15 protein-coding genes and 5 tRNA genes are annotated in these 16,120 nt (G+C 45.9%); 6 read left to right on the top strand and 14 right to left on the bottom strand.

Annotated features, from left to right (window positions below; translation table 11 throughout):
- The first annotated feature begins 72 nt into the window (after positions 1 to 72).
- Entirely contained in the window at positions 73 to 2,655 is a 2,583-nt protein-coding gene (clpB, locus tag FXV75_RS12290) for an ATP-dependent chaperone ClpB (protein WP_148833799.1), read from the top strand.
- Between the two features lie 65 nt (positions 2,656 to 2,720).
- On the opposite strand, the gene FXV75_RS12285 is transcribed toward clpB, so the two are convergent.
- The 13 genes from FXV75_RS12285 to FXV75_RS12225 all read right to left on the bottom strand — a co-directional run bounded on the left by FXV75_RS12285 (position 2,721) and on the right by FXV75_RS12225 (position 10,598).
- Entirely contained in the window at positions 2,721 to 3,299 is a 579-nt protein-coding gene (locus tag FXV75_RS12285; RefSeq protein ID WP_148833797.1) for a hypothetical protein, read from the bottom strand.
- Positions 3,300 to 3,434: 135 nt separating this feature from the next.
- A tRNA-Gln gene (locus FXV75_RS12280) sits at positions 3,435 to 3,509 on the bottom strand.
- A gap of 18 nt (positions 3,510 to 3,527) precedes the next feature.
- Positions 3,528 to 3,604 (bottom strand) — tRNA-Met (locus FXV75_RS12275).
- 36 nt (positions 3,605 to 3,640) lie between these two features.
- A tRNA-Gln gene (locus tag FXV75_RS12270) sits at positions 3,641 to 3,715 on the bottom strand.
- A 12-nt stretch (positions 3,716 to 3,727) separates the two neighbouring features.
- Positions 3,728 to 3,804: transfer RNA gene (locus FXV75_RS12265), tRNA-Met, on the bottom strand.
- An 8-nt stretch (positions 3,805 to 3,812) separates the two neighbouring features.
- A tRNA-Gln gene (locus FXV75_RS12260) sits at positions 3,813 to 3,887 on the bottom strand.
- Positions 3,888 to 4,001: 114 nt separating this feature from the next.
- On the bottom strand, positions 4,002 to 5,093 hold the full coding sequence (gene ychF, locus FXV75_RS12255) for a redox-regulated ATPase YchF (protein WP_148833795.1): 1,092 nt from the start codon (positions 5,091 to 5,093) through the stop codon (positions 4,002 to 4,004).
- A 25-nt stretch (positions 5,094 to 5,118) separates the two neighbouring features.
- Positions 5,119 to 5,703 (bottom strand): aminoacyl-tRNA hydrolase, encoded by a 585-nt coding sequence (pth, locus tag FXV75_RS12250; protein ID WP_148833794.1) that lies wholly within the window; start codon positions 5,701 to 5,703, stop codon positions 5,119 to 5,121.
- A gap of 23 nt (positions 5,704 to 5,726) precedes the next feature.
- Entirely contained in the window at positions 5,727 to 6,305 is a 579-nt protein-coding gene (locus FXV75_RS12245; protein WP_148833792.1) for a 50S ribosomal protein L25/general stress protein Ctc, read from the bottom strand.
- Between the two features lie 69 nt (positions 6,306 to 6,374).
- Positions 6,375 to 7,322 carry a ribose-phosphate diphosphokinase gene (locus FXV75_RS12240; RefSeq protein ID WP_148833790.1) on the bottom strand — a complete coding sequence of 316 codons (948 nt, stop codon included), beginning with the start codon at positions 7,320 to 7,322 and terminating at the stop codon, positions 6,375 to 6,377.
- Between the two features lie 51 nt (positions 7,323 to 7,373).
- Complete coding sequence (ispE, locus tag FXV75_RS12235) at positions 7,374 to 8,228, bottom strand: 4-(cytidine 5'-diphospho)-2-C-methyl-D-erythritol kinase (RefSeq protein ID WP_262368546.1); 855 nt, start codon at positions 8,226 to 8,228, stop codon at positions 7,374 to 7,376.
- A 5-nt stretch (positions 8,229 to 8,233) separates the two neighbouring features.
- The gene (gene lolB / locus FXV75_RS12230; protein ID WP_148833786.1) at positions 8,234 to 8,812 is read right to left on the bottom strand and encodes a lipoprotein insertase outer membrane protein LolB; all 579 of its coding nucleotides are present in this window, start codon (positions 8,810 to 8,812) and stop codon (positions 8,234 to 8,236) included.
- Positions 8,802 to 10,598 (bottom strand): hypothetical protein, encoded by a 1,797-nt coding sequence (locus FXV75_RS12225; RefSeq protein WP_262368545.1) that lies wholly within the window; start codon positions 10,596 to 10,598, stop codon positions 8,802 to 8,804. Before FXV75_RS12225 ends, lolB begins: the two co-directional genes overlap by 11 nt.
- A gap of 219 nt (positions 10,599 to 10,817) precedes the next feature.
- Between FXV75_RS12225 and hemA the strand changes: the two genes are divergently transcribed.
- The 3 genes from hemA to prmC all read left to right on the top strand — a co-directional run bounded on the left by hemA (position 10,818) and on the right by prmC (position 14,086).
- On the top strand, positions 10,818 to 12,086 hold the full coding sequence (gene hemA / locus FXV75_RS12220) for a glutamyl-tRNA reductase (protein WP_148833782.1): 1,269 nt from the start codon (positions 10,818 to 10,820) through the stop codon (positions 12,084 to 12,086).
- 3 nt (positions 12,087 to 12,089) lie between these two features.
- Positions 12,090 to 13,178, top strand: coding sequence for a peptide chain release factor 1 (gene prfA, locus FXV75_RS12215; protein ID WP_148833780.1), 1,089 nt, complete (start codon positions 12,090 to 12,092; stop codon positions 13,176 to 13,178).
- 62 nt (positions 13,179 to 13,240) lie between these two features.
- Complete coding sequence (gene prmC, locus FXV75_RS12210; RefSeq protein ID WP_148833778.1) at positions 13,241 to 14,086, top strand: peptide chain release factor N(5)-glutamine methyltransferase; 846 nt, start codon at positions 13,241 to 13,243, stop codon at positions 14,084 to 14,086.
- Positions 14,087 to 14,090: 4 nt separating this feature from the next.
- On the opposite strand, the gene yaaA is transcribed toward prmC, so the two are convergent.
- Complete coding sequence (yaaA, locus tag FXV75_RS12205) at positions 14,091 to 14,873, bottom strand: peroxide stress protein YaaA (RefSeq protein ID WP_148833776.1); 783 nt, start codon at positions 14,871 to 14,873, stop codon at positions 14,091 to 14,093.
- A 91-nt stretch (positions 14,874 to 14,964) separates the two neighbouring features.
- Between yaaA and FXV75_RS12200 the strand changes: the two genes are divergently transcribed.
- Complete coding sequence (locus tag FXV75_RS12200) at positions 14,965 to 15,150, top strand: hypothetical protein (RefSeq protein ID WP_148833774.1); 186 nt, start codon at positions 14,965 to 14,967, stop codon at positions 15,148 to 15,150.
- A 176-nt stretch (positions 15,151 to 15,326) separates the two neighbouring features.
- Positions 15,327 to 16,112 (top strand): hypothetical protein, encoded by a 786-nt coding sequence (locus FXV75_RS12195; protein WP_262368544.1) that lies wholly within the window; start codon positions 15,327 to 15,329, stop codon positions 16,110 to 16,112.
- The last annotated feature ends 8 nt before the right edge of the window (positions 16,113 to 16,120 follow it).

Below are 16,120 nucleotides of genomic sequence, written 5' to 3'. Positions count from 1 at the left end.
GAAAAGCCAAATTTGAATACTATTAAGCTGTTAATTGATTTATTCCTCTTATTTTGTGAAGGATGCCAGATTATGCGTATCGATCGTTTAACCAGTAAACTGCAATTAGCCTTGTCCGATGCTCAGTCTGTGGCATTAGGGCAAGACCATTCTTATATTGAATCACTTCATTTGATGATCGCACTACTGGATCAGCAGGGTGGCAGCACACGCCCGATTTTGCAGCAGTCAGGCATTGCTGTAGCGAAGTTTCGTGATGGCTTAAATGAGCTGTTAACACGCTTACCCAAAGTACAAAACCACGATGGTAATATTCAAATGTCGCCAGAGTTGGGGCGTTTATTAAATCTCGCCGACAAAGAAGCGCAAAAGCGCAAAGATCAGTATATTTCATCGGAATTGGTCTTAATGGCGATGTTTGAAGGTAAGGACGACTTAGCGAAGCGTTTAAAAGCCAGTGGCGTGACCAAAGCGGATATTGCGTCTGTTATCGACAGTATTCGCGGTGGGGATTCGGTAAACGATCCTGACGCGGAAGAGAATCGTCAAGCATTGGATAAATATACTATAGACCTTACTGCTCGTGCCGCAGAAGGTAAGCTTGACCCGGTTATTGGTCGAGATGACGAAATCCGTCGCACTATTCAAGTATTGCAGCGTCGCCGTAAAAACAACCCGGTATTAATCGGTGAGCCAGGCGTCGGTAAAACCGCGATTGTGGAAGGGCTGGCCCAGCGGATTATTAATGGTGAAGTGCCAGAAGGTCTGAAAAACAAACGCGTGTTGTCGTTGGATATGGCGGCACTGATTGCTGGTGCGAAATATCGTGGTGAATTTGAAGAGCGCCTCAAAGCCTTGCTGAATGAACTCGCGAAACAAGATGGTCAAATCATCTTGTTCATCGATGAGATTCATACCATGGTTGGGGCGGGTAAATCTGAAGGTTCGATGGACGCCGGCAATATGCTCAAACCGGCTTTGGCGCGCGGAGAGCTCCATTGCGTCGGTGCGACCACGCTGGACGAATACCGTCAGTTTATTGAAAAAGACGCTGCGTTGGAACGTCGTTTCCAAAAAGTGCTGGTGGAAGAGCCAAGCGTGCTGGATTCCATTGCGATTTTGCGTGGCTTAAAAGAACGTTATGAAGTGCACCATGGCGTCGATATTACCGACTCGGCGATTATTGCGGCCGCGAAGTTGTCTCAGCGTTACATCACCGACCGCCAATTACCGGATAAAGCCATCGATCTGATTGATGAGGCGGGCAGCCGTATTCGCATGGAGATGGATTCCAAACCTGAGGACATGGATCGGTTAGAGCGTCGTTTGATTCAATTAAAAATCGAAAAAGAAGCGTTAAAGAAAGAAAAAGACCGCGCTTCGAAATTGCGTCTGGATGAGCTTAATGTCGAGATCGATCATCTGCAAAAGCAGTTTTCGGATCTTGAAGAAATTTGGAACGCTGAAAAAGCCGCCGTGCAGGGCGCACAGAAACTCAAAGAAGAGCTTGAGTCGGTTCGTCATGAAATGGAAGAAGCGCGCCGCAGTGGTAACTTGGCAAAAATGTCTGAGTTGCAATATGGTGTGATCCCAATGTTAGAGGCTGAGATTGAAAAAGCCAGTAAAGCAGAAGAAAACACCGAAACCAAATTATTGAAACGTCGTGTCACGGAAGAAGAAATAGCGACCGTGGTGTCACGTTGGACCGGTATTCCAGTCGATAAAATGCTCGAAGGCGAGCGTGATAAATTATTGCGCATGGAAGATGCTTTGCATGAGTCGGTCATGGGACAAGAGGAAGCAGTTGTTGCTGTGTCGAATGCGGTGCGCCGGTCACGTTCTGGGTTGGCCGATCCAAATCGCCCGAATGGCTCCTTTCTTTTCTTAGGTCCTACCGGTGTGGGCAAAACCGAATTGTGCAAGTCGTTAGCAAAATTCCTGTTTGATACCGAGCAAGCTATGGTGCGTGTGGACATGTCGGAGTTTATGGAAAAGCATTCCGTTGCTCGTTTAATTGGCGCGCCACCGGGTTACGTCGGCTACGAGGAAGGCGGTTATCTAACGGAAGCAGTAAGACGTCGACCGTATTCTGTGTTGTTGTTAGACGAAGTCGAGAAAGCACATCCCGATGTGTTTAATATCTTGTTGCAAGTACTCGACGATGGACGTTTGACGGATGGGCAAGGTCGTACGGTTGATTTTAGAAACACGGTGATTGTGATGACGTCTAATTTAGGATCCGATTTGATTCAAGAGTATCAGACGTCAGATCAATACGAAGCAATTAAGTCAAAAGTGATGGAGGTCGTTGGAACCCATTTCCGCCCCGAGTTTATCAACAGAATTGACGAAACCGTGGTGTTTCATCCGTTGATGCGTTCGCAAATTAAAGGCATTGCGACCATTCAGTTAGCGCATTTGAACGAGCGGTTGGCAGAAATGGGGATGTCGTTAACGCTCACTGAGGCCGCGGCAAATCATCTTGCAGAAGTGGGTTACGATCCTATTTATGGCGCACGTCCTCTGAAGCGCGCCATTCAGAAATGGATAGAGAATCCATTAGCCAATGAGCTATTATCGGGCCACTTTGTTACTGGTGATCGTATTCTTGCTGAAGTGGTCGAAAAGAGGTTGGTTTTTACGAAAAGTGAGTAAGTCAGACAAAACCAAGCGCCAGTTTTTTGAAAAACTGGCGCTTGGTTTGGCTCAAGTGTATGTCGTTAAATATCGAGTGTGACACCAATAAAGTAACCATTGTAATCTTTGGTTAAGAAGTTGGTTTCTTGTTCGATTGAGCGGTAACCAACTTCTAGTCCAAGTACAGGGATCGGCTGGTACTGTATTTTAAACGCTTGATCGGTAATGGTGACATCATCAAAAGAGGAAATGCTTTTAGATTCGGCCGCCAGCGTGACGCCAGTGCCGGGAATCGCGAGAGACGCTGCTAAGAACAGCATAGGAACAGATTCACTGTCTTTGAGTGAGCCTCTGGTCATATCGAGCTCCCGGAAAGTGACACCACCTTCAATGCTCGCCCATAGTAAACCAATGCCATAGTAGCCGGTGAAGTCTAAGTGGCTAATATCTGTCCCCGCTGGATCGGACTCAAACTCCCACACATCCATTCGTAGATTTGGAATCAGTGGAATAGGGTGTTGGATATCAAGGCTGGCATACGTCGCAGAGCCATCGTCGCTGTCAAAAAGCCCAGCTTCTGCGTTAGCACCGAGAAAATCGGCATTGGCAGCGTTTGCGACTAACAGCGTAGATAGTGCCAAAGCGAACTTTGTTGATTTCATAATGAGCATCCCTATTGAATAGTATAAATTTTGCTTAATTATAGGTTCAAGCAAATCAAAATCAAATGAAATAAGGAAAACGAAGAAAATATTTAGGACGAGAGGTGTGTTGAAGTGGTGCGCTTGTGATTGAAATGGCTGGGGTAGAAGGATTCGAACCTACGCATGACAGGATCAAAACCTGTTGCCTTACCGCTTGGCGATACCCCAATTAACAAAATTTTTGACTGGTGGCTATGACTAGATTCGAACTAGTGACCCCATCATTATGAGTGATGTGCTCTAACCAACTGAGCTACATAGCCTAAACAGAACAGTAATCGTGTGCACCAATGTAACGATGGCTGGGGTAGAAGGATTCGAACCTACGCATGACAGGATCAAAACCTGTTGCCTTACCGCTTGGCGATACCCCAATTATCGAATATTGGTGGCTATGACTAGATTCGAACTAGTGACCCCATCATTATGAGTGATGTGCTCTAACCAACTGAGCTACATAGCCTTGTCTGTTGGCTGGGGTAGAAGGATTCGAACCTACGCATGACAGGATCAAAACCTGTTGCCTTACCGCTTGGCGATACCCCATCAGACTGACACAAGAAACAGTTTATAAAAATCAATATACTGCCTCTGTGGCGCGATATTATTCATATAAGTGCTTAATGGGTCAAGTGTTTTCTTAAAATGTTTTGTTAACTATTACACATTAAAGCGGAAATGCATCACATCGCCATCTTTAACAATGTATTCTTTGCCTTCTAAGCGCCATTTTCCGGCTTCTTTTGAGCCACTTTCACCCTTGTATTGAATGAAATCGTTGTAGCCTATTACTTCAGCTCGGATAAAGCCTTTTTCGAAGTCTGTGTGGATCACACCGGCAGCCTGAGGCCCCGTTGCACCTTGCTTGACCGTCCAGGCGCGCACTTCTTTTAAGCCCGCCGTAAAGTAGGTCTGAAGGCCAAGTAGTTCATAGCCAGCACGGATAACTCGGTCGAGGCCCGGTTCTGCCATACCCATCTCGTCAAGAAACTCTTGCATCTCTTCGGCGTCTAGCTCAGAAATCTCCGCTTCAAGCTGATTGCAAATGGGGACTACCATCGCCCCTTCCGCGGCCGCGATTTCACGAACTTGGTCGAGGTAAGGGTTGTTTTCAAAGCCATCCTCTGCCACGTTCGCGATGTACATGGTCGGTTTTGTTGTCAGTAGGTGCATACCTCTGACTTCTTTTTTCTCGTCGTCAGATAGAGTCATGCCACGCACGGGAAGGCCGTTCTCTAAGTGCTCTTTAATGCTTTCTAGGAACGCTTTGTGGCTGATGGCGTCTTTGTTGCCACTTTTTGCATTTTTGGCTGTGCGGAACAGTTGTTTATCGATGGATTCGATGTCAGCGAAAATCAATTCCAAGTTAATCACTTCGATGTCTAACTTAGGGTTGACGTGATTAGAAACGTGGATCACGTTTTCGTCTTCAAAGCAGCGTACAACGTGAGCGATGGCGTCGGTTTCACGAATATTCGCAAGGAATTTATTCCCTAAACCTTCACCTTTCGATGCACCTTCCACAAGGCCGGCAATATCAACGAATTCCATCGTTGTCGCTAGAACACGCTCTGGTTTAACGATTTCAGCTAGGGCATCTAAGCGTGGATCTGGCATGGCGACTACACCAGCGTTTGGTTCAATCGTACAAAAAGGGAAGTTTTCCGCGCCAATACCGGCTTTGGTTAAGGCGTTAAATAGAGTCGATTTACCAACGTTAGGTAGCCCAACGATGCCGCAATTAAAACCCATAGTGAGATTCCTAATAATTAAATGATTATGCTTTGAAGCTGTGTAGCTGGTTCATCACGGGGTTTAAGTTACCGCGAACAATGTCATCTACATAGCGTAATGATTCGTCGATTGTGTGTTCGATTTTTGTGTGGTCGTCAGGCGATGCTTTTTTCAGCACATAGTTCGCTACTTGACTGGCGTGACCTGGGTGGCCAATGCCGATTCTAAGACGACCAAATTCTCGGTTATTCGCTAGCTTGGCAATAATGTCTTTTAATCCGTTGTGACCACCGTGTCCGCCGCCCTTTTTCAACTTGGCAGTGCCAGGGGCGATGTCTAATTCATCGTGAATAACAAGGACTTCTTCAGGAGGGATTTTGTAAAACTGGCAAACAGCCTGAACCGCTTTGCCACTTAAATTCATATAGGTGGTGGGAATAAGGAGATAACACTCTTCACCAGCTATAAAAACTTTGCCAAATTGGCCAAAAAACTTTTTCTCTGTTCGAAGAGAGCATTGACTCTGACGAGCCAATGCCTCAATCCACTGAGCGCCTGCATTGTGGCGAGTGTTCTCGTATTCGCTGCCTGGATTACCCAAACCGACTAATAATCTGAAACCTGCCACAATACTGCCTTCAATGAGTGATCTTAACGTTTAGACTTGCCGATACGAGCGATAGGTTGGTCATGATCTTCGCCTTTCAACAAAGAAACTAACTCAACACCTTCTGGAAGGATAACATCAGACAAGTGGAAGATTTGATCAAGTTGACCATTGATTGCATCGATCGTCAAAGTAGTAGGAAGGTTCCCTGGTAAACAACGAACTTCAGCCAGTTTAGATTCTACAGTCAGACGACCACCTTGCTTGCTAACGCCTTCACTTTGTGCGGCATTGATGAAGCTTAAAGGAACGCGAGTTGTGATCGTCTTGTCCGCTTGAACGCGCTGAAGATCCATGTGCATAACGGCGCCAGTAGATGGGTGACGCTGAAGCGCTTTAACAAGTACTTGCTCAGTGTTGCCTTCAACTGTTACTTCAACAAGGCCAGTTAAAAAACCTGGTGTGCCTACGGCTTTAAGCAACTCATTGTCTTTAAAAGAGATGGACGCTGGAGCAACGTCACCGCCATAAATAACAGCAGGTACTTGGCCAGTGTTACGAAGGCGGCGGCTCGCACCTTTACCTTCTTGAGTACGAGCAACGGCATTAATAGATAATGACATGGTATTTTCCTAATAATAAATAAAGTTTGTGCCCAGAGTTGCGACCCGCTCCGAGCGTTAGTGTTTGGCTTAGGCCCCAAACATGGCACTGATAGACTCTTCGTTGCATACACGACGAACAGCCTCCGCCATAATGTCAGACATTGACAATTGGCGTATCTGAGGGCAGTTAAGCGCCTCTTGTGTTAATGGGATGGTATCAGTCACGACCAACTCATCAAGCACGGAATGTTTAATGTTTTCAAGCGCTTTTCCGGATAATACCGGGTGTGTGCAGTAAGCTAGCACTTTCGTGGCGCCATGTTCTTTTAGGGCTTTCGCTGCGGCGCACAGAGTGCCGCCAGTGTCGCACATATCGTCAACAAGGACGCAAGTTTTGCCTGCAACGTCACCAATCAAGTGCATGATTTGCGCTTCGTTGGCACGAGGACGACGCTTGTCTATAATGGCTAGATCTGCATCATCGAGTAATTTCGCAAACGCTCTGGCACGAACCACACCGCCCACATCTGGAGAAACAACACAGATGTTTTCATGACCTTGGCGTTGCAAGTCATCCAGCAGCAAAGGCGTGGCATAGACGTTATCTACAGGGATATCAAAAAAACCTTGAATTTGGTCGGCATGAAGATCGACGGTCAATACACGATTAATCCCCACTGCAGAGATCATGTCAGCGACGACTTTCGCGGTGATGGGGACGCGTGCAGAACGCACACGCCGATCTTGTCGAGCGTAACCAAAATACGGAATCACTGCCGTGACACGAGTTGCAGAGGCTCGACGTAGTGCGTCGGCCATAACAATGAGTTCCATCAAGTTGTCGTTACTTGGGGCGCAGGTGGATTGAATGATGAAAACGTCTTTACCTCGTACATTTTCATTGATTTCAACCGCAATTTCCCCGTCGCTAAATTTACCAACGGTGGCATTGCCGATGGGTAGGCCTAGGCGACGAACCACTCTTCGAGCGAGTTCTGGGTTGGCATTACCGGTAAAAACCATCAATTTAGACACTGCGTATACCTTTGTATTGTGTAGCTATGAAAATGGGCATTAATTTGGGCATTAATTTCGGTGTTGTTCAATCCACTGGTTTAACGCATCGTGAGTCACCGAGGTGTTGTGTCCACGACAAACCCAACTTTGCCACTTTTTGGGTGTAATTGATTTGAGTTGTTCGGCGTCGTATTCACTGTCGAATGCTAAAAATAAACAAGCCCCTGTTCCCGTTAACTTAGCGTCACCGTGATTTTTCAACCACAAATACGCTTCGTTCACCTCAGGATTCTGCTTTGTTACCACGTCTAAACAATCATTATGACCACCCAGCGTTAAGGCGTGCGATATTCTGATGGGAGGGGTGTCTCTTGTCAAATATTTATCGGTAAATATTTGTCCTGTTGACACGTGGCAATTGGGCTTGATAAGCAGGTAATACGGTGTTCTCAGTTCGACGGCTTGCAGCTTTTCTCCCACACCTTCGGCAAAAGCTGACGACCCCATGACAAAGACCGGTACATCAGCCCCAAGCTGCACCCCTAAATCGGCCAGTTGTGTCAAGGATAAACCGCATTCCCATAAAGTGTTTAAGGCTAATAAAGTGGTCGCAGCATTTGAGCTGCCACCCCCGATTCCGCCCCCCATAGGTAATTGTTTTATGAGAATAATATCAATCCCAAACAGTGCATCTTTTTTAAAAGGTGTGAGTAACCTTGCGGCTTTATAAACAAGGTTATCTTTTGTTGCAAGTTGCTCAATAATCGGTGAAATGGTGATTCGATTATTGTGTGTCAGTGAAAAATCGAGTGTGTCGAATAGATCGATAAATTGAAACAGTGTTTGCAGTTCATGGTAGCCGTCGTCACGTCTGCCGGTGATGTGTAGAAATAAATTTAATTTTGCAGGAGAAGGTAATCTCATTTGGTTTACTGAATGGTCCATTGGTTAATAATCAAATTGACTTTAAATGGCGGGTTAGAGACCTGCATTTTTTGCGGAAGAGACAGTCCATCTACGTTAACAAAATTGGTGTATTGAATCACCCAGCCATCTTGTTCGATTTTATTGGGCTGTTTTGTCGCGCCGTCGTGGGTTATTTTGGCAGGGGAGTTTGGTGCTTGCAGCCCTCTGATCCAAAAAGTGACTTGCTCCACAGGAAACTCCCAGCCAAGTTCTTGTTGCAATAAAGCACCTGCATCATGCCCCGTTGTTAGCGTGTCTTCGTAGGCTAAGGTAATAAGGCTGTCTTGTGTTTTTTTGAGGTTGATGGCGCCTTGCCCGAAGGGGCCTACTATGTTTAATGAGAATGTTTCGGGGTCTTTTTGCCAAGTAAAATTGCCTGAGACGGCGTCATTTTTTGTGCGTATACCGACTCGTCCAGAGGTTTCCCATTTCGAAATGGCACCGGCGTTGTTTGGCGGTGGTGTGATGGGTCCTGAGGATTGTGTGCTACAAGCGCTCATCAGCATGGTAGTGGCTATCAGGTAAAGGGTTTTATGAAGCATGCGGCGTTTCCTGTTGTGCATCATCAAGCATTGTTGGTGATAATCGTTGTATTGTATCCAGTAAAAGAGGTGTGTTAGGCGACCTCTCAAGTGCGGTTCTCCATATCTCTATCGCTTTTTTGTAATGGCGTTGCTTCCACAGTGATTCACCATAATGGGCTGCAATTTCAGCGTCTGGCAATAGAGACCACGCTTTTTGTAGGTAATAGGACGATTGCTCTAGTTCGCCTTTTAGGAAAAAGCCCCACCCTAAGCTGTCAATGATGGCGGGGTCGTCGTCTACTTTTTCATACGCTAGCTCTATATAAGTCATGGCTTCATCAAGGCGAGTCGTTCGTGTCAATAATGTATAGCCGAGCGCATTCAAATATTGAGGGTTGTTTGTGTCTTTTTGCAGTAATATTTTCAGTTCAGACTCAGTGACTTCCCACAGCCCAATTGTGTCGGCAAGGAGCGCTTTTCGATAACGGATAATGTCGGATTCTGGAAGCGCGATTAGGGCGCGATTAAATAGGTCATAAGACAAATCGATTCGACCTTTTTCCTCATGTAGTCCACTAATCGCGGCAATTTGCTCTGGCATGTTTTCACGTAAGGTGCGGTTCAATATCATGTCATTAATGGTGTTTTCTTGGCTTGCTTCGTAGAGCCATAACGCCATTTGGTTGCTTGCATTGGATCTCAGTGCGCCATTTACTTGTTCCATGGCGCGAATGGCGTCTGCTTTTTTTCCTTGTTGTGAAAGCGCGATAGCGGTCAAGAATTGCACTTGATCACTCAGGCCCTGCTCAGTGTTAGGTAAGCTGTACGCGACAGTGAGAGCGAGATCCGGTTGGTCACGCTCTAGTAATGAGCGCATTAGATTAATGCCAACTTGCTGTTTTTCTGGCGCGTTTAATTGTGCGGCTCTGTACGTTGCAATGGCGTTATCTGATTGGTGGTTTTCAACTAGGAAATCAATAAGAGGCATTAGCAATCGCCTGTTTCCTGGTTGTGCTTCACAGGCCATTTTTAGTGTGCTGATGGCATCTTCTAAGCGATCAAGATTCTTTTGACCAAAGGACAATATAAGGTAAAGTGCTTCGCTTTTTTCAGTGTCGTGATGTGAGAGGAGTTGTTCTGATATCTCAATAGCAAGCTGATATTGCCCCGTTAATAACAAGATGTGAGCGTGGCTTAGTTGTACGTATTGATTATTCTGCGCCGGCTGCGTCAGGGCCAATATTGCCTTTTCAATGGTGGTTACCTGAGTGTTGTCACGAATATTTTCTTCTAAATAGAGCGGCAAAAAACGCAGCGGGACGTTGTTTTGAATCGCGCTATTGATAAGGTCAGTGACGTCTTTTGAGCGATTTCCTTTGATAATAATTTGCAGCTTTAAGGCGTAAGCCGCTTCCGCGTAGGGATCGGCAGAGAGCCATAAGTTTGCACTTTTTTCAATGTATAAAGGATTTTGGGATGTTATGGCTATGCGGGCTAGGCGTTCTATTAAGAGAAGATTGCCAGATTCAGTGGCGAGTTGATAGAATGCCTCGAAGGCTTTGTTGGGGCCTTCTCGTTGCAATATGAATTCGGCATTAAGTTGTTTTCGTATGTAATCATGGCTCACTAACGTTGGTGTTGTTTTTATGTCAATGGCGACTGTTTTTTCTGGTGTTTGTTCTGACGTTAAGTGGCTGCAAGCAGTGAGAAATAAAAGGCAAACGACATTAAAAAACAAGCGCGCATGGCGATTGAATAGACCCTTTAATGGTTGCGTATCGTTCGACTGCAGAACAGCTTGCATAGGTTTTCTCGATGCTAAATTCATATAGCCCTTATATTAACGTTAGCGAAGCTCGATGTCAGGTACCAATATATACTAATCAGGCGAGTTTTTATTGATCATATGGGGTGCGAAAAAAAGCGAATTTCTCGTATAATAGTGGTTTTTATGTGAAGAGACATATCGCTACCGCGTATGACTCTCATCACATTAACACCTCAATCTTTGAGAAGAGTCTGAATGCCGCTAATTACTGTAGGTGTGAATCATAAAACCGCGCCCGTTGCGATACGTGAGCGTGTGGCCTTTGCGCCTGAGAAAATGATCGATGCCTTGACTTCTCTTATTTCGAACAACAGCGCCACTGAAGCCGTAATTGTATCAACTTGCAATCGTACCGAATTGTATTGTTCGATCGACGATGTAAGCCAAGCTAACTTGGTGCTTGAGTGGCTGGCTAATTATCATGGCGTGTCGCTGAGCGATTTGCAGCAGTATTGCTATGTGCACGCGGACGACGACAGCGTTCGTCATGTGATGCGCGTTGCATCTGGTTTGGACTCTTTAATTCTTGGTGAGCCGCAAATTCTTGGTCAAGTGAAGTCGGCTTATGCCGTGTCTCAAGAAGGTGCGTGCATTGGTCCTGAGCTTGAATCTTTATTCCAACGTACTTTTTCCGTCGCTAAACGTGTTCGTACTGATACCGCGATAGGTGAGAATCCGGTCTCGATTGCGTTTGCAGCCGTGAGTTTAGCGCAACGTATTTTTGCGGACATTCGTCACAGTACGGCATTATTAATTGGAGCAGGACAGACCATTGAACTGGTTGCTAGACACCTTAAAGAACAGGGTGTTAAGCGCATCATTGTTGCGAATCGCACTTTGGCTAGAGCTGAAACCTTGGCCAACGAATTAAACGCTGAAGCCATTATGCTCGGTGAGATAGGTGACTATTTATCCCAAGCGGACATTGTGATTTCGTCCACAGCCAGCCAGTTGCCCATCATTGGTAAAGGCATGGTTGAGCGAGCTACAGCAAAACGCCGCCATGCCCCTATGTTGTTAATTGATATTGCCGTACCTCGAGACATTGAGCCTGAAGTCGAAGGGGTAAACGATGCTTATCTTTATACCGTGGACGATCTTCATTCAGTGATTGAAGAAAATGTCAGAGCAAGGCAAGATGCCGCGAAAGCGGCGGAACAAATGATCGAAGAAGGGGTGAGTTCCTACCGAAGGGTGATGGAGTCAAGAAAAGTATCTGAACTCATCGTGACCTTTCGTAAATCCGCTGAAACAATGAAAAATGTCGAGCTCGACAAGGCGTTAAAAAGTATTGCAATGGGCCAGCCCCCAGAGCAGGTTTTGAATAAACTGGCTCATGGCTTGATGAACAAACTCATTCACGCGCCGACGCGTTATTTACGTGATGCAGGTGCTGATGCTGATCAAGAAGCATTAAACATTGCCTCAAGTGTGTTGGGCATTTACGAACAAAAAGACCATTAAACAATGAAAGAATCGATAAAATTAAAATTAGAAAGTTTGTCTGATCGTTATGATGAACTGGCGGTGCTATTAAGTGTTGCTGAAGTCATTATGGATCAAGATCTATTCCGTGCCTATTCTAAAGAGTATGCAGAGCTTGAGCCTGTGGTTAAGTGTTTCAATGAATTTCAGCAAATCGATGAAAACATCGCTGAAGCGGAACTGATGATGACCGACTCTGACCCTGATATTAAAGACATGGGCGTAGAGGAGTACAAAGCGGGACAGGTGCAAAAAGACGCTTTGCAACTGGTGTTACAAAAATTGTTGTTGCCAAAAGACCCGAACGATTCCCGCAACGTCTTTTTAGAAGTTCGTGCTGGTACCGGTGGCGATGAAGCGTCTATTTTTTCTGGCGACTTATTTCGCATGTATTCGCGCTATGCTGAGACGCAACGTTGGAAAGTGGAAATCGTTAGCGCCAGCGACGGCGAGCATGGTGGTTACAAAGAAGTTATTGCGCGTATTGTCGGTGAGGGAGCGTATTCTAAACTGAAATTCGAATCTGGTGCACACCGCGTGCAGCGAGTCCCTGCAACGGAATCACAAGGCCGAATTCATACCTCAGCTTGTACCGTGGCGGTGATGCCCGAAATGGATGAGCTAGACGACATCATCATCAATAAAGGCGATTTGCGAATTGACACTTTCCGTGCTTCCGGCGCGGGTGGTCAGCACGTTAACAAAACCGATTCTGCGATTCGTTTGACACACATTCCGACTGGCGTTGTCGTGGAGTGTCAGGAAGAGCGTTCTCAGCATAAGAACCGTGCCAAAGCGATGTCTTTGTTGGCGTCTCGTTTGCAAGCTGCCGAGCAAGAGAAAGCCGCCAGCGAACAATCTGAAGCGCGCAAATCTTTAGTGGGAAGTGGCGATCGCTCTGAACGTATTCGTACTTATAACTACCCACAAGGGCGGGTAACAGATCATCGCATTAATTTGACCTTGTACAAATTAGATGAAATTGTCACCGGTGAGTTGGATGTGTTGATTAACCCTTTGGTGAATGAATTCCAAGCGGAGCAGCTGGCTGCGTTGAGTGGCGATAATTAACCGGTCGTGAATCGTTTGATCGCGACAAAGCGTTAACTGTGAAAAAAAGGCAATCATCGCATATGCGAATAGATGAAGTATTAAAAGGCGCCTATGAGCGCCTTGTTTTTGTCTCTGAGACAGCACAATTAGACGCTCAACTCTTGTTGGCTCATGTCTTGTCGGTGTCTACATCGTATTTTTATACTTGGCCTGAAAAAGTCATTAGCGATGACATGCTGGTGGCATTTAACCAATTGTTAGATCGACGAGCACAGGGCGAGCCGGTGGCCTATTTGCTGGGCCATCAGGCATTTTGGAGTTTGGATCTAGAAGTCTCAACGTTTACGTTGATTCCAAGACCCGATACCGAAAAGCTGGTGGAAGTGGCATTGTCTGTGCTGGATACGGGTAAAGTAAGCCGTATTTTAGATTTGGGCGCCGGAACGGGGGCAATAGCCTTGTCACTGGCGTCAGAGCAGCCTAAATCGACTGTGATTGGTGTGGACCTGATCGAAGCGGCTGTGGCTTTGGCGCAACGTAATGCGGTTCGAAATAACATTCGTAATGCAACTTTTGTACAAAGTAGCTGGTTTGATGCGTTACATGGGCAAGCGCTTTTTGATTTAATTGTATCTAATCCGCCATACATTGACCCAGACGACGAGCATTTATCTCAAGGCGATATGCGTTTTGAACCAAGAAGTGCGCTTGTCGCTGAGCGCCACGGCCTAGCCGACATCGAGCATATTGTTGCGACGGCACCGACTTTTATGAAAGTCGGTGCCTATTTGATGTTTGAGCATGGCTATGACCAAGCCTCAGCGGTTCGAGAATGTTTAACCACCGCAGGGTTTACTCAGGTCACTAACTTTCAAGACTTAGGCGGCAACGACCGAGTTACTATTGGTCAATGGTTCGGTAAGTAGCGCGCTACTTCTTAGGTTGAGCGCTTTCTGGGCGAATAAATACGGGTACTTCTTTGGTTGACTGGGCTGGGTCGTATCGATAACCAGCGACGTCAAATGCGTTGAGTTCATCGAGTGTTTGACAGCGATTTTCCACCAGATAACGTGCCATCAAGCCACGCGCTTTTTTCGCATAAAAACTGATGACTTTGAAGGTGCCGTTTTTCTCGTCTAAAAAATTCGGAGTGATGAGTGGTGCGTTGAGCTTTTTTTGGTTGACGGCTTTAAAATACTCATTCGACGCCAAGTTCACTAATAGCTCATCTTTTTCCAAAGCGTCGTTCAAAGTGTTTACTATAATGTCCCCCCAAAATTGATACAGGTTACTGCCCCGGCTGTTGTTAAGTTTGGTGCCCATTTCAAGACGATACGCCTGCATGAGATCGAGTGGTTTGAGTACACCATACAAACCACTTAAAATACGCAATGATTGTTGAGCATACAGTATGTCGTCTTTGCTTAATGAATAAGCGTCAAACCCAGTATAAACATCGCCCATAAAAGTATAAATTGCAGGGCGGCTGTTGGTTGGGGTGTGGTCGTTTTGCCATGCTTGATAGCGTTCTACATTGAGGGTGGCAAGTTTGTCGCTGAGTTTCATTAAAGAGGCGATGTCTGCCGGTGTGTGAGGTTTAATGGCATCAATCAGTTGCTGAGAATGGTCTACCAGCTCAGGTACGCTGAATGTATCCATGCTGGGCTGCGTCGTTAAGTCCAATGTTTTAGCGGGAGAGATTAATAATTTCATAGGGATTCCATTTGCTTGTTCATTGCGTTATCTAAAGATTATCCATAGAGTGCCGATAGATATCCAGACATTGCTTTAATAGAGATAGTTTATGAAGAATAATCTGATACTATTCCCTGCATACCGTCAGGCGGACGAGGGGAAGAAAGAGCCTCTTGTTCCCAGCGATGAATTGATAGCGCTTCGTGTCGCGTTTGACGAGGCGCGAGCAAACTGGGTGCTGGAACTCGCCGAATTACCGGAAAATAATAAAGTTTACAGCGGCTCAAAAAAATAACCGGACCATCCTCAGCTATTTGGTCATGGGCCGCCTTTAAAGGTATGAATCCCATGTTGCTTTTCTTTGTTCGACACTCTCTACTTTTCATGTTTTTTTTCGCTGTGCTAGGTTTTTTACTTCCTTCGATATCGTTGGTTTTTTTTCCGTTCCTTCCTCTGGTGTTGTTTACATTAATGACGTTGACGCTCGTGGGCATGAAACAAAATGAATTGATTAGACGCTTAAGTCGTATCGGAATTTGGTTGTATGCGATGCTTCACTCTGCGGTGCTGATGGTTATTGTGACGATCGTTGGCTGGTGGCTGGCCTTTAATGCAGAACTTATGCTCGCCGTGGTCGCGGTTGCCGCGACGGGGTCTTTATTTGCAACGCCGGCGATTGTGCGTGCACTTGGTTTTGACAGTGTGCAAGCGATGGCGATGACCATTGCAACGACCTTAGTGTTGCCTCTGTCTATTTTCATCACCTTGTTGTTTTTTCAGACGGAAAAAGTCGAGCTCGATTGGTTGAGTTATTTTGCCCGCTTGATTGTGTTTATTTTTGGCCCGATGTTTTTTTCTTTTTGGGTGCATCGACTGTGCCCAGAAGAGGCTCTTAGTCGCTTTTTGATGAAAATATCACCGTATACTATTTTGCTGGTGTTTGCCTTTCCGTTTGGTTTGGTCGGCAGTTTTCGCATTTTGTTTGACGAAGACCCCAGCGCAGCGCTGCGTTTTTTTATCATCGCCTCGGGGTTATGTTGTTTGTTCTTTTCATTGTCCTATTGGGTTTATCGTAAACAGGGTAAGGCGATTGCACTGACAGCGGCAATCACCTCAGGAAACCGAAATGTGCTGCTGACTTACAGCATTGCAGGTGCTTTGTTAGGACCTGCTTTCTTGCCGCTTGCTGGCGCTTTGCAAATTCCTACTTATTTATTGCCGGTACTGACTCGTTGGCTAAATAAGAAATTACCTTGATAAAAAAT

Source organism: Marinomonas sp. IMCC 4694, assembly GCF_008122525.1.
Classification (GTDB): Bacteria; Pseudomonadota; Gammaproteobacteria; order Pseudomonadales; family Marinomonadaceae; genus Marinomonas.
This window is presented reverse-complemented; position numbering and strand designations above follow the sequence as displayed.